Consider the following 23,956-nt stretch of genomic DNA (forward strand, 5'->3'; position numbering starts at 1 on the left):
CGCGCCCGAGAGTTGTGCCCTCAGCCGCGGCACGGCTGGAATCTTCCAGACCGTGCCGCGGCTGAGGCGATGCATATGCAGGTTGTATTCGGTCTGGCCGGGTCCACCGGTTACGGGAAGCGGCGAGGAGGTCGGTGAAGATGTTCCTCGCGCTGCTGCTGTGCGGGCTGGTCGTCGCACTGCTGGTGATCGGGCTCTTCGTCTTCGGATTGCGCCGCAGACTGATCCAGCGGGCCGGCGGCACCTTTGACTGTTCCCTGCGCTGGAACGTGCCGGAGACCCCGGACACCAGCGGCAAGGGCTGGGTGTACGGGGTCGCGCGGTACAGCGGCGACGAGATCGCCTGGTTCCGTGTCTTCTCGTACGCCCCTCGTCCCAAGCGGGTCCTGGAGCGCTCGGCCATCGAGGTCCTGGAGCGCCGGATGCCGGAGGGCGAGGAGGAGCTGGCGCTGCTGTCGGACTCCGTCATCCAGGGCTGCCGGGTACGCGGTGTCCGGCTGGAGCTGGCGATGAGCGAGGACGCCCTCACCGGCTTCCTGGCCTGGCTGGAAGCGGCCCCGCCCGGCCAGCGTGTGAACGTGGCCTGATCGGCCCTCGCTGGGTGGGGGTGCCCTCGGACGAAGTCTGGGGGAGAGTGAACGTGGCCTGATCGGCCCTGGGAAGCGGGGACGGCGTGCTGCGCCGTCCCCGCTTCCGTGTGCGGGCTAGTTCAGCCCGCTGTTGATGGCGCCGACGAGCTCGCCGTTGCTGCTGTCGCCGCTGAACTCCCAGAAGAAGGCGCCGCCCAGGCCCTGGTTCTTGGCCCAGCCCATCTTCGAGGTGACGGTGGCGGGGGTGTCGTAGCTCCACCAGTTGGTGCCGCAGTGGGCGTAGGCGGTGCCGGCGACGGTGCCGTTGGCCGGGCAGGAGTTCCTGAGGACCTTGTAGTCCTCGATGCCCTGCTCGTAGGTGCCCTGTGCCGGTCCGGTGGCGGTGCCGCCGGGGGCGGACTGGGTGACGCCGGTCCAGCCGCGGCCGTAGAAGCCGATGCCGAGCAGCAGCTTGTTGGCGGGGACGCCCTTGGCCTTGAACTTGGCGATGGCCTCGGCGGAGTTGAAGCCCTGCTGCGGGATGCCGGCGTACGAGGTCAGCGGGGAGTGCGGGGCCGTCGGGCCCTTGGCGTCCCAGGCGCCGAAGAAGTCGTACGTCATCACGTTGAACCAGTTCATGTACTGCGCGGCGCCCGCGTAGTCGGTGGCGTCGATCTTGCCGCCGGACGAGGCGTCGGCGGTGACGGCCGCGGTGACGATGCCGTTGGCGCCGAACTTGGCGCGCATGGCCTGCATCATGTTCTTGAAGGCGTTCGGGCCGCTGGTGTCACAGGACAGGCCGCACGCGTTCGGGTACTCCCAGTCGAGGTCGATGCCGTCGAAGACGTCGGCCCAGCGCGGGTCCTCCACGAGGTCGTAGCAGGACTGGGCGAAGGCGGTCGGGTTCTGGACCGCCTGGCCGAAGCCCCCGGACCAGGTCCAGCCGCCGAAGGACCAGATGACCTTGATGTTGGGGTAGGCCTTCTTCAGCTTGCGCAGCTGGTTGAAGTTGCCGCGCAGGGGCTGGTCCCAGGTGTCGGCGACGCCGTCGACGGACTGGTCGGCGGTGTAGGCCTTGTCGTAGTCGGCGTAGGAGTCGCCGATGGTGCACTTGCCGCCGGTGACGTTGCCGAAGGCGTAGTTGATGTGGGTGATCTTGGCCGCGGAGCCGGAGGTCACGATGTTCTTGACGTGGTAATTGCGCCCGTAGACGCCCCAGTTGGTGAAGTAGCCCATCTTCACCGTGTTGCCGGGCTGTGGGTTGCCTCCGCCGCCGCCGGTGGTGCGGACTCCGACGGAGCCGCTGGCGGGGCCGGTCTGGTCGGCGGTGTCGCGGGCGACGACCGTGTACGTGTAGTCGGTGCCCGCGGTCAGGGCGTTGTCGGTGTACGTCAGTCCGGTGACCGTGGCGACCGTGCTGCCGTCCCGCTTGACGTCGTAGTTCTTGACGCCCTTGTCGTCGGTGGCGGCGGTCCAGGTCAGCTTCGCCGAGGTGTCGGTGATGTTCGAGGCGACCGGGGTGCCCGGAGCGGACGGTGCGTTGTCGCCCGGCTGGGTGGAGCCGTCGCAGGAGCCGCCGTTCACCTTGCAGCCGGAGGGTGAGCCGGAGCCCGTGCCGTTGAAGCCGAAGGAGATGGTGGCGCCGGGGGCGAGGGTGCCGTTCCAGCCGACGTTCTTACCGGTCCAGTGGGTGCCGGAGCCGGTGACGGTGGCGTCCCAGGCGGAGGTGACCGCGGTGCCGGCGGGGAAGTCCCATTCGACGGTCCAGGAGGAGAGGGTCGTGGTGCCGGTGTTCTTCACCGTCCACTTGCCTTCGAAGCCGGAGCCCCAGTCCTGGGTCTTGGTGTACGTGGCGGTCGCGGAGGTGGCGGCCTCCGCCGGGGCCGCGAGGCCGATCATGGCCGCCAGGGGCAGCGCGAGGGCGGTGAGGCCGGCGGCGGCCCGGCGTCTCAACCCTGTTCTGCGCGTCGGTGCTTGAGTGCTCAACGGTGCTCCTCAAGTTGCGGACGGTCTGGTGGGGGTGGTCCGTGAAGGTGCGCGCGCCCCGCGAGCGTAGGAAGGTCTGGACCAATCGTCAAGAGGTCCAGACCTTCGTCGTCGCTCTCCCCTCAGACCCCCAAATCCCGTGCGAGCACCGCGGCTTGCACCCGTGACCGCAGCTCGAGCTTGCCCAGCACCTTCGACACGTGGGTCTTCACGGTCGCCTCCGCCATCTCCAGACGGGTCGCGATCTCCGCGTTGGAGAGTCCCGCGCCGAGCGCCGCGAGCACCTCGCGCTCCCGGGGCGTCAGCGCGTCGAGCACCCCCGAGGGCGGGGCCGGCCGGCTCGGCGCGGCGAACTCGGCGATCAGCCGCCGGGTCACCGCCGGGGCGATCAGCCCCTCGCCGCGGGCCACCGTCCGCACCGCCTCCAACAGGTCCTTCGCGTCCGTGTTCTTCAGCAGGAAGCCCGCCGCGCCCGCGCGCAGCGCCCCGAACACGTACGCGTCCAGGTCGAAGGTGGTCAGCACCAGGACGTCCGCGAGCCCCTCCGCCACCACCTGGCGGGTCGCCGACACCCCGTCCAGTTTCGGCATCTGCACGTCCATCAGGACCAGGTCCGGGCGCAGTTCGCGGGCCAGCTCCACCGCGCGCTCCCCGTCGGCGGCCTCGCCCACCACCTCGATGTCGGACGCGCTGCCCAGGATCAGCACGAGCCCGGCGCGTACCGCGCTCTGGTCCTCGGCGACCACGATCCGGATCGTCATGCCTCCGGTGTCCTCTCCTCGGCGGGCAGCACGGCCCGCACCTGCCAGATCTTCCTGTCGTCCCCGTCCGGGACCGGCCCCGCCTCGAACGTCCCGCCGAGCAGCTGCACGCGCTCCCGCATGCCCACGAGGCCGGCCCCCGAGCCCGGCGCGCGCGGCCCGGGGCGGTCCCCGAAGGGGCTCGTCACCCGCACCGTGAGGGCCCGTGCGTCGCGGGCCAAGGACACCGTGACCGCACCGGCCGGGGCGTGCTTGAGGGCGTTCGTCAGCGACTCCTGCACGATCCGGTACGCGGCGAGCTCGACGGGCGCGGGCAGCTGCTCGGCGGTCTCCGCACGGGTGTCGTCGAGGGCGAACGTCAGGCCGCTCGACGCCCCGTTGGTGCGGGCCTGGGCGATCAGTGCCTCCAGGCCCGAGAGCCGGGGCACGGCCGCCGGCTCGGCGTCGCCGCCGCTGTCCCGGAGCAGCCCGATCAGCCGCCGCATCTCGGCGAGCCCCGCCACGCTGTTCTCCCGGATCACGGTCAGCGCCTGCCGGGTGGTCGCCTCCTCGTCGATCGACAGCGCGGCGGTGGAGTGGATGGCGATCGCCGAGAGGTGGTTGGCGACCATGTCGTGCAACTCGCGGGCCATCCGGGCCCGTTCGGCCACGACCGCCTGCGCCCGGTCCATCTCGGCCAGCAGTGCCGTCTGCTCGGCCCGCAGCGTCGCCGCCTCGGCGGCCTCGCGGTGATTGCGCACGATGGCGCCGGTGAGGGCCGGCAGGAAGGAGAGCATGCCCGAGAGCACACCCACGAGCAGCGCGAGCGCGTTCTGCCACCAGATCAGCAGCGCCGCCGTGATCGCGACGGTGACGAGACCGGTCGTGTACGGGATGCGCCGGGCGGAGGCGGGCGTCCCGTACACCACGGAGGCGTAGACCACGTCCGTGAACATGAGGACGGTGGCCAGGTTGCCCTGGGTGAACTGGTCCGCGGCGATGGCCAGGGTGCCCACGAGCAGCGCGGTGCGCGGTGCGGTGCGGCGCAACGCCTCCGTGGCCGACATGACCACCAGCGGGATCAGCGTGGCCCAGCGCTCCCCGACGATCCGGTCGTCGCCGGTCACGTAGATGCCGAAGGACCACAGGATCAGGCCGCCGGCCAGGCCGATGGAGGCGATCAGCAGATCGTGGCGGTGGGGTCGGGGGAGGCGCACGTCCCCATCCAACACCGGGCGACCGGGCCCGGCGTCAACGCCGGGGCCGAGCCGCCCCTCCGTCGAAGGATGTAGGCGGGGTTCCTCATCGCCGACGAGGTGAGCCGCCCGGACGGACGGGACGCTGGTGGGGCGAGGAGAGGGGACTGCTGTGATCGTCACGCTGATCGTGATCTGCGAGGTCGGCTTCTGGGTGCTGCTCGCCGCGGGACTGGCCGTCCGCTATCTGCTGAGGATGCCGCGCACCGGGCTGGCCCTGCTGCTGTGCGAGCCGCTGCTGGAGGTCCTCCTGCTGGTCGTCACCGCGATCGACCTGAAGAACGGCGCGGATCCGAGCGGGAAGCACGGCCTCGCCGCCCTGTACATCGGTTACACCGCCGGCCATGGCCACCGCACGGTGGCGTGGCTCGACGGCCACGCCGCCCACCGCCTGGCCGGCGGGCCGCCGCCGGTGGGGCCCCCGCGCCACGGCATGGCCCGGGCCCGCCACGAGGGCCGGGTGTGGCTCGGCTCGGTGCTGGCCGCGGCCGTCGCGTCGGGCCTGCTGCTCCTGGCCGTGTGGTACGTCGGCCCCGACGGGGAGACCGGGTCGCTGCGGGGCTGGATCACGATCGCCTGGCAGGCGGCGGGCATCCACGGCCTGATCGCGCTGTCGTACGCGATCTGGCCGAAGAAGGACCCGTCCGCGAAGCGGTCAGCGGTCCCCGCCCGGGACCCAGAGGACGTCGCCGACGTCCCGGTTGGCGGTCCGCGCAAGGATGAAGAGCAGGTCTGACAGGCGGTTGAGGTAGGTGGCGGTCAGCGGGTTCATGGTGTCGCCGTGGACCTCCATGGCCGCCCAGGTGGAGCGCTCGGCCCGGCGGACCACCGTGCACGCCTGGTGCAGGAGGGCCGCGCCGGGCGTGCCGCCGGGGAGGATGAAGGAGCGGAGCTTGTCGAGCCGCTCCAGGAAGAGGTCGCAGTCCGCCTCCAGCTTGTCGACGTACGACTGCTCGACGCGCAGCGGCGGGTACTCGGGGTCCTGCACCACCGGGGTGGAGAGGTCCGCGCCCACGTCGAAGAGGTCGTTCTGGACGCGGACGAGGACCTTCACGACCTCCTCGTCGAGCGCCCCGAGCGCGATGGCCGTGCCGATGACGGCGTTGGCCTCGTTGGCGTCGGCGTAGGCCGAGATCCGCAGATCGGTCTTGGCCGTCCGGCTCATGTCGCCGAGAGCGGTGGTGCCCTTGTCGCCGGTGCGGGTGTAGATGCGCGTCAGATTGACCATGCGTCCAGCGTAGTGACGCGTCGGCCCTTCGGAACGCGCGTGTGCCCACCATCACGGCGGAGAGCGTGACTCCGGCTGCGGCGAGGAACGTGACTCCGGCCGCGGCGAGACCGCGGAGAACGCGACCGGGCTCCTCCGGGAGCACGGCTTCCGGGCCGTGCGGGTGGCGGGGATCGCGGACGCCGGCCCACGGTCCTCCGGCAGGAGGTGCGCCGACCGCCGGCGCCGCCCGCGGGAGGAGGCCGGCGCCGGCCCGACGACCCGGCGCCGCTGCCCGTCGGCGGCCGGACCGCCCGGATCCAGGACACCGGCGCCGGGTTCGTCAGCGCCGGGACGACCGCCGGACGCAAGGCGGCCGACGTCTCCCGGGAAGCCCTCGCCCCCCTCGACGACATCGCGGACATCGGGGACGTGCCCGGCGATGAAGGGCGTCGTGGACGTCGTGCGCACCGCCCGGGCCCTCCGGCGGCGCCCGTCCGCCCTGTCGCGAGTGTGACGTCCGTCAAACAGGACGTGACGCGTCTTACTTCTCGGTCACAACGCCCCCCGGGCCCGCTAATCTCCGCCGGAGAGCCAGAAGTGAAGACTGGTTAAGGGCATTGAGGGGTGGAAGACGTGGCCAGGAAGCTCGCCGTCATCGGGGCCGGACTCATGGGGTCCGGCATCGCGCAGGTCTCGGCCCAGGCAGGCTGGGACGTCGTCCTGCGTGACGTCACCGACGCCGCGCTGACCCGGGGCACCGACGCCGTCAAGGCCTCGTACGAGCGCTTCGTCGCCAAGGGCCGGATGGACGCCGCCGACGCCGAGGCCGCGCTCGGCCGCATCACCGCGACCACCGAGCTCGACGCGGTCGCCGACGCCGACGTCGTCGTCGAGGCCGTCTTCGAGAAGCTCGAGGTCAAGCACGAGATCTTCCGCTCCCTCGACAAGGTCGCCAAGGACGGCGCGGTCCTCGCCTCCAACACCTCCGCCATCCCGATCACCAAGATCGCCGCGGTGACGGAGCGCCCGGAGGCCGTCGTCGGCGTCCACTTCTTCTCGCCGGTCCCGATGATGCAGCTCGTCGAGCTGGTCCGCGGCTACAAGACCAGCGACGAAACCCTCGCCACCGCGCGGGAGTTCGCCGAGTCGGTCGGCAAGACCTGCATCGTCGTCAACCGCGACGTGGCCGGCTTCGTCACCACCCGCCTCATCTCGGCGCTCGTCGTCGAGGCCGCCAAGCTCTACGAGTCGGGCGTGGCCACCGCCGAGGACATCGACATCGCCTGCAAGCTCGGCTTCGGCCACGCGATGGGCCCGCTCGCCACCGCCGACCTGACCGGCGTCGACATCCTCGTCAACGCCACGAGCAACATCTACACCGAGTCCCAGGACGAGAAGTTCGCGCCGCCGGAGCTGATGCGCCGGATGGTGGACGCGGGTGACATCGGCCGCAAGAGCGGGCAGGGCTTCTACACGTACTGATGCGCACCGCTGTCGCGTACGCGTCTCGACCGGAGTCGCGTACGCGCCCGCACAGGGGTCCGACCGCCCCAGCGCCATCGCCCTCACGGGTGAATTTCGATATCGGTTCGCTTACAAGGCGCAACGCTTCTGCCGATGCGGCAGTCAAGCGTTGCGAAGACGGGCACAGACGGAGCACTCTCGGGGAGCGCATATGCATATCAGGGGCGACCACACCGAGCTGGTCGTCGGGGGCCGCCTCGACGTCCGCAGCGCGGCGGACGCCCGAACGGTCCTGCACTCGGCCGTCGACGACGGATCCGGCGATCTCGTGCTCGACCTGACCGGCCTCGACTCCTGGGACGCCACCGGGCTCGGGGTCATCATGGGCGCCCACCGCCGGGCCGGCCGCTGTGGCCGCCGCCTGGTGCTGCGCGGAGTACCACCCCAGATGCAGCGCCTGCTCGTCGCCACCCGACTGCACCGCATCCTCGCCATCGAGGGCGGCCTCGCCGCGGAGTCGCTGCCCCGCGTCTGAGCCGACCGAGGCGGAACGGACATCTGAAAGAACGTCACGTCACGACCGCGACACGTGACGGTGAAGCCACTGTGAGAAACAGGCGTCACACCCAATCCTCACAAGACCGTGACGTCTTGGTCTCCGCCCCACCCCGGCTGTTCCCGGAACCCGCACAACCGCATAGGGTCGGCTCGCCTGCACATCGCCCGTCGCTTGGGAGCTTGACCATGGACCCGACCAACCGGGGACCGGAGGACTACGGTCACGACGCCGAGCCCGAGGACGCCCGCCCCGGACTCGCCGCGCCCGCCCCCGCGTCCACCACTCCCTCCCGGGTTCGCACCGCCCGCCTGGTCTCCGGCGGCCTCCTGCTCACCGTCAACCCGCTCGACGGCAGCGAGATCGAGGTCTGCCCGCCGAACGAGCAGCCCCAGGCCCCGCGCCGCCGCGACGCCCGCGAGCGCGCCGAGGTCGCCCGCGCCGCCGCCCCGCCCGTACCGCCCGGGCCCGCGGCCCCCGCCCTGCCGCTGCTCGAACGGCAGGAACAGCGCGAGCAGCTCGTCCAGCACCTCACCCGCGGGCGCTCCGCCCGGCTCACCGGCCCCTCCGGATCCGGCCGCACCACCCTCCTCGACGCCGTCGCCGGAGACTGCGCCGAGGTCGCCCCCGACGGCGTCGTCCGGCTCTCCGGCCACCACCGCACCCCCACCGACCTGCTGTACGAGCTCTTCCAGGCCGTCCAGTACGCCCCCGGCTTCCGGCCCGACCGCGAGGAACTCCTCCTGGAGGTCCGCCGCATCGGCGCCATCGTCCTCGTCGACGACCTGGAGTTCGGCGGCACCGCCCTCGACGAGCTGCTCGGCGCCACCCCCGACTGCGCCTTCCTCTTCTCCGTCACCCCCGACGTCCCGGCCGCCTCGCCCGAGGCCGCCCTCGAAGAGCTCGCCCTCACCGGCCTCGGCCGCGCCGCCGCCGTCGAGCTCCTGGAAAGCGCCGTCGGCCGCGCCCTCACCGAGGAGGAGGCCAACTGGGCGGGCGACCTGTGGTTCGAGTCCGAGGGACTTCCGCTCCGCTTCGTCCAGGCCGGCGCCCTGCTGCGGCAGCGCGACCGGCTCCGCGTCGGGCCCGCCGAGTTCGACGCCTTCGGCGCGCTGGAGGAGGCCTTCGGACCCTCCGGCCTGCCCGCGCCCTCCCTCGACGACGCCGACGTCGAGGTGCGCGAGATACCCCTGCCCAGCCTCGGCGAGGGCGCCGCCCCCGCCGTCCTGCTCGCCTCCCGGCTCAGCCGCGCCGCCCAGGACGCCCTGCGGTTCGCCGTCGCCCTCGGCGGCGAGGTGCCGCACCAGGCGCACCTGCCCGCCCTGGTCGGCGACACCCACGCCGACGCCGCGATCGGCGAGCTGCTGTCCTGCGGACTGCTCTCCCCGGTCGGGACCCGCTACCGGCTCGCCGCCGGCGTCCTCACCCAGCTGCTCGCCCAGAACTACGAGCCCGACCCCACCGGTCGCGCCCACACCGTCGCCCAGCACTACGCCTGGTGGGCCGGACACCCGTCCGTCACCCCCGAGCGGGCCACCGCCGAGGCCGACTCCCTGCTCGCCGCCCTCGCCGTGCTGCTGCCCGGCACCGCCGCCGAACACCCCGCCACCGCCGTCCTGCTCGCCCGCGCCGCCGCGCCCGCCTTCGCGGCCGGGCTGCACTGGAGCGCCTGGGAGCGGGCCCTGCGCGGCGGCCAGGAGGCCGCGCGACTGGCCGGCGAGGTCGCCGAAGAGGCCTGGTTCCACCACGAGTTGGGTATCCTCGCGCTCTGCCGGGGCAGCCTGCAGCGGGCCCGCGCCGAGCTGGAGGCCTCCGTCGCCATGCGCGGCGCCCTCGCCGACAAGCGCGGCACCGTCGCCGGCCGCCGCGCCCTCGCGCTCGTCGCCGACCTCACCGGTACGAGCGTTCCGGTGGAACCCGTGCCCGCCGCCGCGCCGTCCCCCGCGACCACCACTCCCACCGTGCCGGTCGCCAAGGCCCCCCGGACCACCGCTGCCACCCCGCCGGCCGCCAAGGCCCCCCGGACCGCCGCGCTCCCGCGCCGGGAAGGCCCCGCCTCGCCGCCGCGCGGCATCCCGGCGGCCCCCGCGCTGCCGGCGAAGTCCGCCTTCCCCGAGCTCGCGCCGCCGACCCCGGCGAGGCCGATGCCGCCGGTGGCCTCCAAGGCCTCCCTCGACGCATTCGCCGCCTTCGCGGACGAGCCCCCGACCGTCGCCGGGCCGCGCGTGGACGTCGCCCGCGGTCAGGCCGACGCCGGCCGCCGGCGCGGCGGCCTGGGCGCGGGCATCCTCACCGGGGCGCGACGCAACCTGGCCGCCGTCGGCGCGGGCGCGCTGCTCGTCGCCGTCCTCGGCACGGTGGTCACCCTCGGCGCCACCTCCGGCGAGGGAGAGGACCCGGGCAGCAACCGGGTGACCTCCGACAGCACCGCGAGCCAGGACGACACCCTGGACGGCGCCGGCGACGACACCGAGCCCACCGAGGACTCCACCGACAGCCCCTCGGACCCGGCGGCCCCGAGCGCGACGGGTACGCCCTCTCCGGGGGCGACCGGCACGGCGGGCACCCCCGCGACCCCGTCGGGCTCGCCGTCCGCGACGGACAGCACGCAGCCGACCGCGCCGACGACGACGCAGCCGCCGAAGCCGCCGACGAAGTCCCCCTCGCCGAAGCCGACGTCGACGAGTCCCTCGCCGTCCACGTCGCCGACCTCCACCCAGTCCCCGACGACGTCGCCGAGTACTTCCCCTACGTCCCCTCCCAGCACCGGTACGGGGGAAACCAGCAGCTCCGCCTCGGCCTCCCGGTCCGAGTCCGCCCCCGTGGTCACGGACAGCGCCCCGGCCTGATCCGGCACGGCGAAGGGCCCGGGTGCGTTCCCCGCACCCGGGCCCTTCGCCGTACGGCCGTACCGGCGGCCGTCAGAACAGCCGCAGCTTGTCGTCCTCGATCCCGCGCAGCGCGTCGTAGTCGAGGACCACGCAGCCGATCCCTCGGTCGTTCGCGAGCACCCGGGCCTGCGGCTTGATCTCCTGGGCGGCGAAGACGCCCTTCACCGGAGCCAGGTGCGGGTCGCGGTTGAGCAGCTCCAGGTAGCGGGTCAGCTGCTCGACGCCGTCGATCTCGCCGCGCCGTTTGATCTCCACCGCGACCGTCGCCCCGTCCGAGTCCCGGCACAGGATGTCGACCGGTCCGATGGCCGTCGGGTACTCGCGGCGGATCAGCGTCCAGCCCTCGCCCAGGGTCTCGATGCGGTCCGCGAGCAGCTCCTGGAGGTGCGCCTCGACACCGTCCTTGATGAGGCCCGGGTCGACACCCAGTTCGTGGGAGGAGTCGTGGAGGATTTCCTCCATCGTGATGATCAGTTTCTCGCCCGCTTTGTTGACGACGGTCCAGACGCCTTCCGCACCGTCGGCCCCCTCCTTCAGCGTGCACGGCGGGGACATCCAGTTGAGCGGTTTGTACGCCCTGTCGTCCGCGTGGATGGAGACGCTGCCGTCTGCCTTGACCAGGATCAGACGGGGAGCGGAGGGCAGGTGGGCCGTGAGCCGACCGGCGTAGTCCACGGAGCAACGGGCAATGACGAGACGCATGGTCCGCAACGCTACAAGACGGACGCTCCTCTTCGCGATTCGGGCCGTAACGCCCGCCGGGCGTACGCCCAACACCCGGCACTTATTGGCCGGTTGTGTGCCCAATCTCCTGGTGCGGTCAGGACCCGGCGCTTAACGTGGAGGACAGGAGGTCGTCGCCCGTGCACGCTGCGTGCGCGGACCGCCGGTCCCTGTCCCTGCCCGCAAGACCCCGTCCGCGGGGTCGCGAGAGGAGAACCCATGTCGCTCGACGTCTCACCGGCGCTGTTGGAACAGGCCGAGCGAGGCGAGGTCGACGAAGCCGCCTTCGTCGACTGCGTCCGGACCTCCCTGCCCTTCGCATGGGAGATGATCAGTTCTCTGGTGGCACAGTTGAAGGTCGACGGCGGCGACTTCGCCGACAACCAGACGCCGCCGCCGAGTGAGCAGGCACGTGGTGAGCTGTTGCGTGCACTCGCGAGCGATGCCATCCGCGGTGCGCTGCAGCGGCACTTCGGGGTGCGACTCGCCTTCCAGAACTGCCACCGGGTGGCGGTCTTCCCGCTGGACCCGTCGGTGGACGAGCGGCTCGCCCGCTTCACCTCCGTGCGGGCGCAGCTCCTCAACCAGTCGCCGGAACTGCGCGACTGCTGACAGGCCTGGTGCCGCCGCCCCACGTCGCGGGAGACGAACAGACGCCGGGCGGCGGTACGGTCCGCACCACCACCGATCATGGACCAGCGCGCGTCAGACGAGCAGCGGGAGCACCTCGGCGCCCAGGCGCCGCACGTTCTCCTCGGTGCCGGCGAGATCGCCCGAGCCCTCGGCGAGCAGCGCGAACCGGGTGATGCCCGTCCGCTCCGCGGTCGCCGCGAGCCGGTCCGCCGCGAGCCGGGGCGTGCCCACCGGGTGCAGCCCGCAGAGCAGCTCCGTGTACGCCACCGGGTCGCGCATCGCGCGGTGCCGGCCGTCCACCGTCACATGGGCGTCCAGGCCCTGCCTCAGCCAGCCGGGCATCGCCTTCACCAGAGCCTCCGCCGCGTCCGCGCCGCGGTCCGCGAGCTGGACCACCCCGGCCGAGACATGGCCGGCGCCGATCCGCGCGATCTCGTCGGGCCCGTGTCCGGCCTCCCGCGCGAAGCGCCTCCAGCAGGCCACCATCTCGGCCTTGTCCTCGTCGCCGCAGTGCATGCCCAGAAGCATCGGCAGACCCCGCTCGGCGGCGAGCCGTACGCTCTTCTGCGAGGTGCAGGCGACCACCACCTCCGGGGCCGCGGGCCCGCCGATCAGCTCGCCGGGGGCCGGCACGACCGCCACCTCGCGGAAAGCGAATCGTTCCCCCTCGGCACCGACCCGGGGTTCGCGGAGCCACCGCAGGAGCAGGTCCAGGGACTCGGGGAAGCCCTTCTCGTACGCCGTGAGCCCGGCGCCGAAGACCTCCAGGTCCACCCACGGCCCGCCACGGCCCACCCCGAGGGTGAACCGCCCTCCGGAGGCCACGTGCAGCAGCGCCGCCTGTTCGCCCACCGCGACCGGATGCTGGTTCGACAGGACGCTGACCGCCGTGCCCACCCGGATCCGGCGGGTCCTGCCCAGCAGCAGTCCCGCCAGGGTCGTGGCCGACGGGCACACCCCGTACGGCACGAAGTGGTGCTCGGCCAGCCAGACCGAGTCGAGCCCGGCCTCCTCGGCGACCTCCGCGGTCCGCACCGCCCGGTGCAGCGCCTCTTCCTGGCCCTGGCCCGGGAACTGGGCGGCCAGTACGAACGTACCCACGCGCATCGCTTCTGCCTCCTTGCGGCCGGCGCGTTTCCCCTCGTGACAACTTCCCCACGAGGTCCCCCTCGTACTGGCAACAACGTCTGACACGTGCCAAAGGCAACGGCCCTTCATGAAGTTCTTGCGATTTTCCGCTGATCCGCCACGGGCGGGGGCGGAGCCACCCCGTCGCGGCCCGTACGCTGGAACGAACCGTGCGTGTCCCCCGACCTCGTGAGGTGTCGAAGTGTCCCCGCGCCACAACCGCCCCCGTGGCGGTGCGAATCCCGTACAGCAGGGCGACCCGGGTGACCGGTACGGCGGTGTGCAGCGCACCGAGAGCTGGCAGGGCGAGGAGTGGTACGTCCGCCTCGTCGCCGGCGCGAGTTCCCCGGGCAAGCGCTACCGCTGCCCCGGCTGCGACCAGGAGATCCCCTCCGGCGCCCCGCACGTGGTGGCCTGGCCCGAGTACGGCGGCGTCGACGACCGCCGGCACTGGCACAAGGCCTGCTGGAGCGCGAAGGACCGCCGCACCTCGCGGGTGCAGCGGTCCCGTAACGCGCCCCGCTACTGAAGCGGGCGCGGACGTCCCGGCGCCGGACGGCCCTGCGCTCAGACGTCCCGGCTGTTGAGCAGCGCGAAGGCGCCGCCGAGCACCGCCGCCGTGATCGCGGCGATGATCAGCACCGGCTGCCAGCCGGACGGACCCCGGTCGCTGAACGGCGCCGTCTCGCTGTAGAGCGCGATCATCTGCGAGGGGATCGCGTACATGAACAGCGCCTCCTGCACGGAGCGCAGTGCCTGCGAGAACATGAACAGCGCCGCCACCAGCGGCAGCAGCAGCACGCCGATCATCACCGTGATCGCGCCCGCCGAGTGCCGCACGATCGCGCCGATGCCCATCGACAGCAGACCGAGCAGCGCCAGGAAGAGCCCCACGCCGACCGTGGCGCGCAGCCACTCGCCGGTGGTCGGCTCGGCCGCGTCGACCATGGCCACCTGGGCCGCGCCGACCACGCCCGCCATCACCGTGACGAGGGAGAAGACGAGCACGAAGAAGACGATCGCCTTCGCCGTGAGCACCCGGGAGCGGCTCGGGCAGGCGGTCAGCGTCGTACGGATCATGCCCGTGCCGTACTCGGAGCTGATGCTGAGCACCCCGAGGGTGATCACGCAGATCGAGGCCGGCAGCATGCCGAAGAAGCCGAGGCCGAGCGCGGACTGCTCCGAGGCCTCGGGCCCCGCGGAGGCCGCGACCGCGCCGACCGCGAGCCCGAGGCCGAGCAGGAGGAGCACCATGATCCCCAGCGTCCACATCGTGGAGCGCAGCGAACGGATCTTGGTCCATTCCGAGGCGAGCGCGTCGCCCAGGTGCGCCTTGCGGACGGGGATGGGGGAGACGTACGCGTACGGGGCGGGCGGCGGGGTGGTCATCGGGCGTCCTCGGGGTTCTGGCTCTGAGGCGGGTTCTGCGCGTACGGGTTCTGTCCGGGCGGCGGCGGGGCGTACCAGCCCTGCTGCGGCACCTCCGGGATCACGTAGCCCTGGTCCTGCGGCTGCCGGTGCGGCGGCAGCGGCGGCTGGAGGTGGGCGAGCCGGTCGTCGGTGGACCGGTAGTCCACGGCGCCCTGCGTCATGCGCATGTACGCCTCCTCCAGGGAGGCCTGGTGCGGGGAGAGCTCCCACAGGCGCACGTCCGCCTCGTGCGCCAGGTCGCTGATCCGCGGCAGCGCGAGCCCGGTCACCCGCAGCGCGCCGTCCGGCTCGGACAGCACGCGGCCGCCGGCCTCGGCGAGCACCGCGGTCAGCTTCTCCCGCTGCTGCGGCTCGGTCTGCGGGGTGCGCACCCGGGCGAAGTCCGCGGAGTTCGCCGAGATGAAGTCCTTCACGCTCATGTCCGCGAGAAGCTGCCCGCGGCCGATCACGATCAGGTGGTCCGCGGTCAGCGCCATCTCGCTCATGAGGTGGCTGGAGACGAACACGGTCCGGCCCTCGGCGGCCAGCTTCTTCATCAGGTTGCGGACCCAGAGGATGCCCTCCGGGTCGAGACCGTTGACCGGCTCGTCGAAGAGCAGCACCTGCGGGTCGCCGAGCAGCGCCGCCGCGATCCCGAGCCGCTGTCCCATGCCGAGCGAGAAGCCCTTGGAGCGCCGCTTGGCGACGTCCTGCAGGCCGACCACCCCGAGCACCTCGTCGACCCGCTGGGCCGGGATGCCGGCCAGCTGGGCGAGCGAGAGCAGGTGGGCACGGGCGCTGCGGCCGCCGTGCACGGCCTTCGCGTCGAGCAGCGCGCCGACCTGCCGGGGGGCGTTCGGCAGCTGCCGGAAGGGGTGGCCGCCGATCGTGACGTGCCCCGCGGTCGGCCGGTCGAGGCCGAGGATCATGCGCATGGTCGTCGACTTGCCCGAGCCGTTGGGGCCCAGGAAGCCCGTGACGTGCCCGGGCCTCACCTGGAAGGAAAGGTTGTACACGGCCGTCTTGGCGCCGTAGCGCTTCGTCAGGCCGACTGCCTCGATCATTCTCCAGCCCCATCGACAGGTCAGGTCGTCGTCGGGGCGTGGTGGCCGGTGGCCGGAGCCCCCCGTATGAGCTAGGAGCTTATCGAGCCCTTGACGGTTCCGGCGAAGTCCGGATCGTGATCGGGGGAGGGATCAGGGAAAGACCAGGGTCGGGCGGGGGCCGCTCAGGCGTCCCGCTGCTTCAGCACCAGATAGCCGCCGGCCAGCGCGGCCGCCACCCAGATCGCCATGATGCCGAGACCGCCCCACGGGCCGTACGGAGCCTTCTCCGAGCCCATCGCCTCCGGCACCACCTGCATGATCTTGGATCCGGCCTGGTCGGGGAAGTAGCGCGCGACCTCCTTGGCCTTCGGCACCGCCGACAGGATCTGCGAGATCAGGAAGAAGAACGGCACCAGGATGCCGAGCGACAGCATCGAGGAGCGCAGCATCGTCGCCACGCCCATCGAGAACACCGCGATCAGGGCCATGTAGAGGCCGGCGCCGACCACCGCCCGCAGCACGTTGTCCGCGCCCAGCGTGGTCCGGTGCTCACCGAGGAGGGCCTGCCCGAGGAAGAAGGACAGGAAGCTGGTCGCGAGGCCCACCACCAGGGCGAGGCCGCCCGCCACGGCGATCTTGGAGAAGATGAAGCTCGCCCGCTGCGGGACGGCGGCCAGCGAGGTGCGGATCATGCCCGAGGAGTACTCGGTGCCGACCACGAGCACGCCGAAGACGACCATCGCCAGCTGGCCGAGGACCATCCCGGAGAAGCTGAGGAAGGTCGGGTCGAAGGTGGCCCGCTCGACGTCGGAGAGGTTGTCGAACTGCGACTTCATGAGCGCGCACAGGGCCGCGCTCATCGCCACCGTGACGAGCAGGGCGCTCGCCAGCGTCCACACGGTCGAGGAGACCGTCCGGATCTTGGTCCACTCGGACTGCAGGACCGCCGTTGCCGCTGCCATCGATCAGGCTCCCTCGAAGCTCTCGCCCCAGCGGGGCTCGGCCGGCTGCCCGCCGCCGTGTACGTCCGTCCCGTGCGCGTGGTACTCCACCGCGCCCGCCGTCATCTGCATGAACGCCTCTTCGAGCGAGGCCCGCTGGGAGCTGAGCTCGTGCAGCACGATCCCGCCGGCCGCCGCCAGCTCGCCCAGCTTCTCCGTCGTCGTCCCGTCCACCTCGAGGGTGCCGCCGCCCGCCTCGACCGCGACGAAACCGTTGGCGTGCAGCAGGTCCCGGAGGTCCTCGTGCTGCGGGGAGCGCAGCCGGACGTAACTCCGGGAATTCTGCTGGATGAAATCCGCCATCGACGTGTCGGCCAGCAGCTTTCCCTGCCCGATGACGATGAGATGATCGGCCGTCAGCGCCATTTCACTCATCAGATGGCTGGAAACGAAGATCGTCCGGCCCTCGGCCGCCAAGGCCTTCATCAGATTGCGGATCCAGTGAATTCCCTCGGGGTCCAGACCATTGACGGGTTCGTCGAACATCAGGATCTCGGGATCCCCGAGCAGCGCGGACGCGATTCCCAGCCGCTGCCCCATGCCGAGCGAGAAGCCCTTCGACTTCTTCTTCGCGACCGCCGTCAGACCCACCAGATCGAGGACCTCGCCGACCCGGCGCTCCGGAATGCGGTTCGACTGGGCCAGGCACAGCAGGTTGTTGTACGCCGAGCGGCCGCCGTGCATCGCCTTGGCGTCGAGCAGCGCCCCGATGTACTTCAACGGCTCCTGCAGCTCGCGGTAGTGCCTGCCGTCGATCCGGACCGTCCCGCTCGTCGGGTTGTCCAGGTCCAGCATCATCCGCATTGTCGTCGACTTGCCCGCCCCGTTCGGCCCCAGGAAGCCGGTGACCACTCCCGGCCGCACGGTGAAGCTGAGATGGTCGACCGCCGTCTTCTGTCCGTAGCGCTTGGTGAGGCCCTCAAGCTCGATCATGCGTCCCAACCTACGGGCACGCAAAACCCTCCGCCACCGGAATGACGGAGGGTCTTTTTTACGCCAGGACGCGGGTCAGCGCGACTGCTGCGCCGGGACGCCGGCGGAGCGCTCCTCGTCCAGCGGGGAGCCGGCCGCGGCCACCGCGGCGCCGGTCAGCGTGGCCAGCATCTCGCGGACGTTGGTCAGCTGGGCGTTGATGGAGTCGCGGCGGTTCGTCAGGGCCGCCAGCTCGCGCTCCGATTCGCTGCGGATGCGGTCCGCCTTGGCGTTCGCGTCGGCCACGATGTCCTCGGCCTGGCGCTGCGCGGTCTCCACCGTCTGGCGGGCCCGGCGCTCCGCGTCCGTGCGCAGCTTCTCGGCCTCCAGGCGCAGCTGCTCGGCGCGGTGCTCGATCTCGGCGAGGCGCTTCTCGGCCTTGGCCTGGCGGGAGGCGAGGTCGCGCTCGGACTGCTCGCGGCGCTTGGCCAGGTTGGTCTCGAAGTCCGCGGCGGCCTGGGCGGCCTTCGCGCGGGTCTCCTCGAAGAGGGCGTCCGCCTCCTCGCGCTTCGACTGCGCGTCCTTCTGCGCCTCGGCACGCAGCGAGTTGGCCTCGCCCTGCGCCTTCTCGACGATCCGGACGCCCTCGTCCTCGGCCTTGGACTTGCGCTCGGCCGCGAACGCCTCGGCGTCGTTGCGGACCTGCTGGGCGGCCGACTCGGCGAGCTCGCGGTGCTGCTCGGCGGCGCGACGGGCCTCCTCACGCAGGTCCTTCGCCTCCTCCTCGGCGAGCCGGAGGATCTTCTCGACCCGGGCACCGAGACCGGCGTACGACGGCTCGGCGTCGGTGACCTGGGCCTGGGCGTTCTGGGTCTCGAGGTGGAGTTCCTCGATGCGCTTTTCCAGAGAGGTGATTCGGGCCAGAGCACTGTCTCGGTCGGCGACGAGCTTGGTAATGCGGTCGTCCACCTGACCGCGGTCGTAACCACGCCGCACGAGCTCGAAGCCGAAGGGGGAGGATGTGTCGCTCATGGGGTTCCTGTCGAATGAGACCGGTGAGGTGTTAGAGGGAATCCTAGGGGTCGAAGCGGCGTGTCATCGAGCGTATGCCCGTTTGATCTGGAGAATGTCCAGCCTTTTGAGTGGCTAGCTCTCGGGGGACTTGCCACCCGAACGAGTGGCCCCCGCTGACGCGCCGGCCTTGGCGCCTTCCCGCGCGGTGGACTTCCCGCCGTCGGACTTCCCGCCCGACGGCGTCTCGAAAGACTCCAACGCTTCCAGGACGTCCTGGACACGGGAGATCTCGGCATTGATGTCCTCGCGCCTGCGGACGAGCACGTCCAGTTCCCGCTTTCCCTCGGTCACCGTCTGCTCGGCCTCGCGCTCGGCCTCCGCCCGGATCTTCTCCGCCTCCGCGACGAGCGACGCCTTCTTCTGCTCGGCCTCCTTGAGGAGGGCCTCGGCCCTCTTCACGGCCGCGATCCGGACCTTGCCGGCCTCGGAACTCGCCTCCGAGAGCATCTCCTTGGCCTTCGCCTCGGCCTCGGCGCGCTGCTCCTCGGCGGCCTTCACCAGCTTGTCCACGCGCTCGCCGGCCGTCTTCATCTGCTCGGCCGTCTCGCGCCGGGCCCGCTCGTGCAGCTCCTCGATCTCGCCCTCGACCCGGGACCGCAGCTCCTCCGCCCGGTCCCTTATGGCGGTCGCGTCGCTGCGCGCCCCGACCAGGAGCTCGTCCGCGTCCGTCCGCGCCTTCTCCACCAGCGAGTTGCCCTCGATGGTCGCCTCGGCCACGATCCGCTCGGCCTCCTTGCGGGCCGCGCCGACCATGGTGTCCGCCTGCGTCTCCGCCTCGGTGGTGGCGCGCAGCGCCTCCTCCTGGGCCTTGGCCATGAGCTGGTCGGCCTGCTCGGCCGCGTCCGCGCGCTTCTTCGCCCCGGCCTCCCGGGCCTCGTCGAGCGTACGGTCCGCCTCGGCACGCGCCTGGGAGCGCATCTCCTCGGCCGCCGCCTCGGCGTCCGCGCGCACCCGGTCCGCCTCCGAGGCGATCCGCTCGGCCTCGGCGACGGCCTCGGCGACGAGGGTGTCGGCCTGCTCGGCCGCGTCGGCCCGCCGCTTGTCGGCGGCCTGCCGGGCCTCGTCGAGGACCTGCTCCGCCTCGAAACCGATCCGCTCGGCCTCCGTGCGGGCCTCGCCGACGAGGGCGTCGGCCTGCTCGGCGGCGTCCGCGCGCCGCTTGTCGGCGGCCTTGCGCGCCTCGTCGAGGATCCGGTCGGCGTCCGCGAGCGCGGCGCTGCGCAGCGCCTGGGCGTGCGCCTCGCCGTCCACCTTGACCTGCTCGGCCTCCGTGCGCAGGCGCTGGGCGTCCTGTTCGGTGGAGGTGAGGAGTTCGGCGGCCTCGTTGGTGAGGCGTTCGGCTTCGGCGGTGGCTTCGGCGATGAGGGCGTCGGCCTGTTCGGCGGCGTCGGCGCGGCGCTTGTCGGCGGCCTGGCGGGCCTCGTCGAGGACCTGCTCGCCCTCGGCGCGGGCCGCGGCCCGCAGCGCCTCGGCCTCGGCCTCGCCCTCGGCCTTGACCTGCTCGGCCTCGGAGCGCAGGCGCTGGGCGTCCTGTTCGGTGGAGGTGAGGAGTTCGGCGGCCTCGTTGGTGAGGCGTTCGGCTTCGGCGGTGGCTTCGGCGATGAGGGCGTCGGCCTGTTCGGCGGCGTCGGCGCGGCGCTTGTCGGCGGCCTGGCGGGCCTCGTCGAGGACCTGCTCGCCCTCCGCGCGGGCCGCGGCCCGCAGCGCCTCGGCCTCGGCCTCGCCGTCCGCCTTGACCTGCTCGGCCTCGACCAGGAGACGCTCGGCCTCCTCGGTGAGCCGCTCCGCCTCCGTACGGGCCTCGCCCAGCACGGTCTCCGCCTGCGCGGCCGCCTCCGAACGGATCCGGTTGGCGTCCTCGCGGGCGTCCGCGCGGGTGCGCGCCGCGTCCTGCTCGGCCGAGGCGAGCGCGTCGCTCGCCTCCGTCCGTACCCGCTGCGCGTACTCGGCGGAGTCGGTCCGGAGCTTCTCCGACTCGGCCAGGGCGTCCGTGACCGTCCGCTCGGCCAGCGCCTTCGCGGCGTCGGCCTCCTCCTGGGCGCGCTCGCGGGTGCGGGTCGCGTCCTCGGTGGCCCGCTCCCGCTCCTCGTACGCGTCGGCGCGGACCCGGTCCGCCTCCTCCTGGGCCTCCGTGCGGGTGCGCTCGGCCGCGTGCTCGGCCGCGCTGCGCAGTCCGGCGATCTCCTCCTCGGCCGCCTCGCGCAGGCCCGAGACGGAGTCCCGCACCTCCTGCGCGGTGGCCTCGGCGGCCGACACCATCTCGGTGGCGCGGCTGTCCGCCTCCTCGACCAGACGGTGCGCCTCGGCCTGCGCCTCCTCGACCCGCTTGCGGGCGGAGGCGAGCAGCTCCTCGCTCCGCTCACGGGCCAGCTCGCGCTCGCGGTCGGCCTCGGCACGGGCCGAGTCCAGGGTCTCCTCGGCCTCCCGGCGGCGCCGGTTGGCCTCCTCCTGCGCGGCGGCCAGCGCCTCGGCGGCCTCGGCGGCGACCCGCTCGGCGGCCGCCGCGGCCTCGGCGCGCAGGCGGTCGGCGGTCTCCTGCGCCTCCGCCTTCAGGCGCTCGGCCTCGGCGTCGGCCTCCTCGCGCAGCGCGGTGGCGGCGGCCTCCGCCTCGGAACGGGCGGTGGACGCGTCCGCCGCCGCCTCCCCGCGCAGCCGCTCGGCCTCCTGCTCGGCCTGTGCCTGGAGCGTACGGATCCGCTCCGCGGCCTCGGTCCGCTGCCGCTCGGTCTCCTCGGCGGCCTCGCGGCGGATCCGCTCGCTCTCGGCGCGCGCGTCGGCCAGCTCCTGGCCGGCCGACTCCAGCTTCGACTCGGCCTCGGTGTGCAGCCGGCTCAGCTCGTCGGCGGCCTCCGCGCGCCGGGCCGCGGCGGCCCGCTCGGCCTGCTCGCGCAGCGCGGCCGCGGCGGTCTCCGCGGCCTCCTTGACCGACTCGGCCTGCTCCTCGGCCTCGCTGCGCATCCGCTCGGCCTCGGCACGGGTGCGCTCCAGCGTCTCCTCGGCCTGGGCGCGCAGGGTCTGCGCCCGCTCCATGGCCTCGCCACGGACCCGCTCGCTCTCGGCGGACGCGCCGGCGCGCTGCTCGGCGGCGTCCGTACGGGCCTTGGTGAGCAGCTCCTCGGCGGTCTTCGCCGCCTCCTCGATCTGACCCACGGCCTCGCGCCGGGCCTCGCCGCGGATCCGCTCGCCCTCGGCGATCGCCTCGGCGCGCAGCTGCTCGGCCTCGCCGCGCAGCCGGCGCGCCTCCTCCTGCAGCTCGACCGTCTTGGCGCGGTACTCCTTGGTGTCGTCCTTCGCCGAGCCGAGCAGCTCGTCGGCCTGCTCCTCGGCGGTCGAGCGCAGCCGGTCCGCCTCGGCCTCGGCCTCGCGGCGGATCCGCTCGGCCTCCTCCGCGGCCTTGCGGGTGGTCTCCTGGGCGTCCGCGGAGGCCTTGGTCAGGATCTCCTCGGCGCTGCGGGCGGCCTTGGCGAGCGCGGCGGCGGAATCCTCGGCGGCGACCGTACGGGCCTTGTCGGAGGCCTCCGAGACCAGCTTCTCGGCCTGGGCGGTGGCCTCGCGCAGCTTCTCCTCGGCCTGCTCCTTGAGGGCCTCGGCCTCCTTGGTGGCCTCGCCGACGAGCCGGGCGATCTCCGCCTTGGCGGTGCGGGTGCGCTGCTCGTTGACGGACTCGGCGCCCGCGAGCTGCTTGGCCGCGGCCTCCTTGGCGTCGGCGAGGGTGCGCTCGGCCTCGGCACGGGCCTCGCGGAGCCGCTCCTCGGCCTCCTGCACGCGCACCTCGGCCGCGCGGGACAGCTCGGCGGCCTGGCGACGGGCCTGCTCGGTCTCGGCCGTGGTGCTGGAGCGCAGCTGCTCGGCGTGGCTGGTGGCCTCCTGAGCCTGGCTGGAGGCCGCGTTGAGCATCCGCTCGGCGTCCTTGCGGGCGCGCAGCAGAATCGCTTCCGCCTCGGCCCGGGCCGCCTCGGCCTCGGAGCCGACCCGGCGGCGGGTCTCCTCGGCGATCCGGGTGGCCTCGGCGCGGGCGGCGGCCAGCGACTGCTCCGCCTCGGCGCGCGACTCCTCCATCAGGCGGCGGGCCTGGGACTCGGTGCGGGCCCGGAGCTGTTCGGCCCATGCCACGTTCTCGTTGACGTGCGCCTCGACGGTCTGGCGGCGCTCGCTCAGCTCCTGGTCGAGCTGCTGGCGGCGCTGGACGGCCTCCGTGTGCAGCTCCGACTGCAAGCGGGCCTGCTGCTCGGCGTGCTCCTGGAGGATGCGCTGGGTCTGGGCGCGGGCCTCGCGCAGCTCGCGCTCGGCGTCCTGGCGCAGCTGCTCGGCCTGCATCTGCGCGTTGCGCAGCATCTGTTCGGCCTGGTAGCCGATGTCCGCGCTGTCGTAGGCGGGCCGGGTCGCGATGGTGCGGCGCGCCTCATGGAGCTTGGCGCGCAACACCTCGACCTGGTAACCGAGGTCCTCGGCGTGCTGGACGGCCTTCTCTCGCTCTTTCTTCAGCCGGTCCATCTCGGCTTCGAACCGCGAGAGATGGTCGTCTTCAGCTCGGTGGCTCTCCTGCCGTTCGTAGCCCCGCACTGCGCGGTCCATCCTTCCCCGAGCTCTTCGAGCAGGGGAGACCCCAACCCTGATCGCAACTCCAACGAGCACCGTTCACCCGGACAGAACGGCCCCCCGGGGAATCGTGGCAGATCGGACGACCCCGACATCCCGACTACGGCGCCGTACGCACACGGCACCGACCGGCCCCGGCCCGGAGTGCCCCACTGTACCGGGCCGGGAATCCGGAGGTCAGTGCTCCGCTGAGGAGTGGTCAGCCGAGGGCTTCGCCGAAGTGACCAGTTCGGTCAGGACGCCGTGGCAGTCCTTGGGGTGGAGGAAGGTGATGCGGGAGCCCATGGAGCCGATCCGCGGCTCGTCGTAGAGCACCCGGACGCCCTTGCCGCGGATGGCCTCGGCGTCCCCGTCGACGTCGGCGGTGCCGAAGGCGATGTGGTGGACGCCCTCGCCGTTCTTGGCGAGCCACTTGCCCACCGCCGAGTCCTCCCGGGTGGGCTCCAGGAGCTGGAGGTAGGAGGCCCCGCCGTCCGAGGTCTCGTTGATCTTGAGCATGGCCTCGCGGACGCCCTGCTCCTCGTTGACCTCCTCGTGGAACACCTCGAAGCCGTACGTCGCCCGGTAGAACTCGACGGTCTCGTCGAGGTTCCGGCAGGCGATCCCGATGTGGTCGATACGCGTCAGCATGGCTCCAGTGCAGCGCCCGGGCGATGGTTACGCAACGTGCGCGCGATCACACCGGCAGGGCGATGACCCGGCGCGCCGCGGCTCAGTACATTGGCGGTAAACCCTCGTTCACTCCTCATCCCAAGGGG

General features: G+C 72.6%; 20 protein-coding genes. 7 read left to right on the top strand and 13 right to left on the bottom strand.

Going from position 1 to position 23,956, the window contains the following annotated elements; translation table 11 throughout:
* The first annotated feature begins 140 nt into the window (after nucleotides 1-140).
* On the top strand, nucleotides 141-587 hold the full coding sequence (locus ACGF1Z_RS24190) for a DUF2550 domain-containing protein (protein ID WP_393007844.1): 447 nt from the start codon (nucleotides 141-143) through the stop codon (nucleotides 585-587).
* A gap of 117 nt (nucleotides 588-704) precedes the next feature.
* Here ACGF1Z_RS24190 and ACGF1Z_RS24195 read toward each other — a convergent pair whose 3' ends face one another.
* The 3 genes from ACGF1Z_RS24195 to ACGF1Z_RS24205 form a co-directional block, all read right to left on the bottom strand.
* The gene (locus tag ACGF1Z_RS24195) at nucleotides 705-2,555 is read right to left on the bottom strand and encodes a glycosyl hydrolase family 18 protein (RefSeq protein ID WP_393007268.1); all 1,851 of its coding nucleotides are present in this window, start codon (nucleotides 2,553-2,555) and stop codon (nucleotides 705-707) included.
* A gap of 122 nt (nucleotides 2,556-2,677) precedes the next feature.
* Nucleotides 2,678-3,316: a response regulator gene (locus ACGF1Z_RS24200; protein WP_393007270.1), complete on the bottom strand. Its 639-nt coding sequence runs from the start codon at nucleotides 3,314-3,316 to the stop codon at nucleotides 2,678-2,680.
* Entirely contained in the window at nucleotides 3,313-4,512 is a 1,200-nt protein-coding gene (locus ACGF1Z_RS24205) for a sensor histidine kinase (protein ID WP_393007272.1), read from the bottom strand. The genes ACGF1Z_RS24200 and ACGF1Z_RS24205 overlap by 4 nt, the downstream gene beginning before the upstream one ends.
* Nucleotides 4,513-4,663: 151 nt before the next feature.
* Between ACGF1Z_RS24205 and ACGF1Z_RS24210 the strand changes: the two genes are divergently transcribed.
* Nucleotides 4,664-5,287 (top strand): hypothetical protein, encoded by a 624-nt coding sequence (locus tag ACGF1Z_RS24210; protein WP_393007274.1) that lies wholly within the window; start codon nucleotides 4,664-4,666, stop codon nucleotides 5,285-5,287.
* On the opposite strand, the gene ACGF1Z_RS24215 is transcribed toward ACGF1Z_RS24210, so the two are convergent.
* On the bottom strand, nucleotides 5,207-5,779 hold the full coding sequence (locus ACGF1Z_RS24215) for a cob(I)yrinic acid a,c-diamide adenosyltransferase (protein ID WP_393007276.1): 573 nt from the start codon (nucleotides 5,777-5,779) through the stop codon (nucleotides 5,207-5,209). The genes ACGF1Z_RS24210 and ACGF1Z_RS24215 overlap by 81 nt on opposite strands.
* Before the next feature lie 615 nt (nucleotides 5,780-6,394).
* On the opposite strand from ACGF1Z_RS24215, the gene ACGF1Z_RS24220 reads away from it, so the two are divergent.
* From ACGF1Z_RS24220 to ACGF1Z_RS24230, 3 genes are all read left to right on the top strand, one after another.
* Nucleotides 6,395-7,243, top strand: a complete 849-nt coding sequence (locus tag ACGF1Z_RS24220; RefSeq protein ID WP_393007278.1) for a 3-hydroxyacyl-CoA dehydrogenase family protein — start codon at nucleotides 6,395-6,397, stop codon at nucleotides 7,241-7,243.
* 193 nt (nucleotides 7,244-7,436) lie between these two features.
* The gene (locus ACGF1Z_RS24225; RefSeq protein WP_031131104.1) at nucleotides 7,437-7,760 is read left to right on the top strand and encodes an STAS domain-containing protein; all 324 of its coding nucleotides are present in this window, start codon (nucleotides 7,437-7,439) and stop codon (nucleotides 7,758-7,760) included.
* A 209-nt stretch (nucleotides 7,761-7,969) separates the two neighbouring features.
* Entirely contained in the window at nucleotides 7,970-10,630 is a 2,661-nt protein-coding gene (locus ACGF1Z_RS24230; RefSeq protein WP_393007280.1) for an ATP-binding protein, read from the top strand.
* A 72-nt stretch (nucleotides 10,631-10,702) separates the two neighbouring features.
* Here the strand turns inward: ACGF1Z_RS24230 and nucS are convergent, their stop codons facing one another.
* The gene (gene nucS, locus ACGF1Z_RS24235) at nucleotides 10,703-11,374 is read right to left on the bottom strand and encodes an endonuclease NucS (RefSeq protein ID WP_393007282.1); all 672 of its coding nucleotides are present in this window, start codon (nucleotides 11,372-11,374) and stop codon (nucleotides 10,703-10,705) included.
* A 240-nt stretch (nucleotides 11,375-11,614) separates the two neighbouring features.
* Here nucS and ACGF1Z_RS24240 point away from each other — a divergent pair, with 240 nt between their 5' ends.
* The gene (locus tag ACGF1Z_RS24240) at nucleotides 11,615-12,007 is read left to right on the top strand and encodes an SCO5389 family protein (protein WP_376632479.1); all 393 of its coding nucleotides are present in this window, start codon (nucleotides 11,615-11,617) and stop codon (nucleotides 12,005-12,007) included.
* Between the two features lie 93 nt (nucleotides 12,008-12,100).
* Here ACGF1Z_RS24240 and ACGF1Z_RS24245 read toward each other — a convergent pair whose 3' ends face one another.
* Nucleotides 12,101-13,135, bottom strand: a complete 1,035-nt coding sequence (locus ACGF1Z_RS24245) for an LLM class flavin-dependent oxidoreductase (RefSeq protein ID WP_393007284.1) — start codon at nucleotides 13,133-13,135, stop codon at nucleotides 12,101-12,103.
* Between the two features lie 223 nt (nucleotides 13,136-13,358).
* On the opposite strand from ACGF1Z_RS24245, the gene ACGF1Z_RS24250 reads away from it, so the two are divergent.
* Nucleotides 13,359-13,685, top strand: coding sequence for an ATP/GTP-binding protein (locus ACGF1Z_RS24250; protein ID WP_393007286.1), 327 nt, complete (start codon nucleotides 13,359-13,361; stop codon nucleotides 13,683-13,685).
* 38 nt (nucleotides 13,686-13,723) lie between these two features.
* Here the strand turns inward: ACGF1Z_RS24250 and ACGF1Z_RS24255 are convergent, their stop codons facing one another.
* The 7 genes from ACGF1Z_RS24255 to mce form a co-directional block, all read right to left on the bottom strand.
* Entirely contained in the window at nucleotides 13,724-14,545 is an 822-nt protein-coding gene (locus ACGF1Z_RS24255; protein ID WP_393007288.1) for an ABC transporter permease, read from the bottom strand.
* Entirely contained in the window at nucleotides 14,542-15,630 is a 1,089-nt protein-coding gene (locus tag ACGF1Z_RS24260) for an ATP-binding cassette domain-containing protein (protein ID WP_393007290.1), read from the bottom strand. The genes ACGF1Z_RS24255 and ACGF1Z_RS24260 overlap by 4 nt, the downstream gene beginning before the upstream one ends.
* 164 nt (nucleotides 15,631-15,794) lie before the next feature.
* Nucleotides 15,795-16,574, bottom strand: a complete 780-nt coding sequence (locus ACGF1Z_RS24265) for an ABC transporter permease (RefSeq protein WP_393007292.1) — start codon at nucleotides 16,572-16,574, stop codon at nucleotides 15,795-15,797.
* 3 nt (nucleotides 16,575-16,577) lie between these two features.
* Nucleotides 16,578-17,546, bottom strand: a complete 969-nt coding sequence (locus tag ACGF1Z_RS24270) for an ABC transporter ATP-binding protein (RefSeq protein WP_393007294.1) — start codon at nucleotides 17,544-17,546, stop codon at nucleotides 16,578-16,580.
* 75 nt (nucleotides 17,547-17,621) lie between these two features.
* Nucleotides 17,622-18,557, bottom strand: a complete 936-nt coding sequence (locus ACGF1Z_RS24275) for a cellulose-binding protein (RefSeq protein ID WP_393007296.1) — start codon at nucleotides 18,555-18,557, stop codon at nucleotides 17,622-17,624.
* Between the two features lie 114 nt (nucleotides 18,558-18,671).
* Complete coding sequence (gene scy, locus ACGF1Z_RS24280) at nucleotides 18,672-23,162, bottom strand: polarized growth protein Scy (protein WP_393007846.1); 4,491 nt, start codon at nucleotides 23,160-23,162, stop codon at nucleotides 18,672-18,674.
* Nucleotides 23,163-23,375: 213 nt separating this feature from the next.
* Nucleotides 23,376-23,828: a methylmalonyl-CoA epimerase gene (gene mce / locus ACGF1Z_RS24285; protein ID WP_352076229.1), complete on the bottom strand. Its 453-nt coding sequence runs from the start codon at nucleotides 23,826-23,828 to the stop codon at nucleotides 23,376-23,378.
* Between the last annotated feature and the right edge of the window lie 128 nt (nucleotides 23,829-23,956).

The organism is Streptomyces sp. NPDC048018 (genome assembly GCF_043202995.1).
GTDB lineage: Bacteria > Actinomycetota > Actinomycetes > Streptomycetales > Streptomycetaceae > Streptomyces.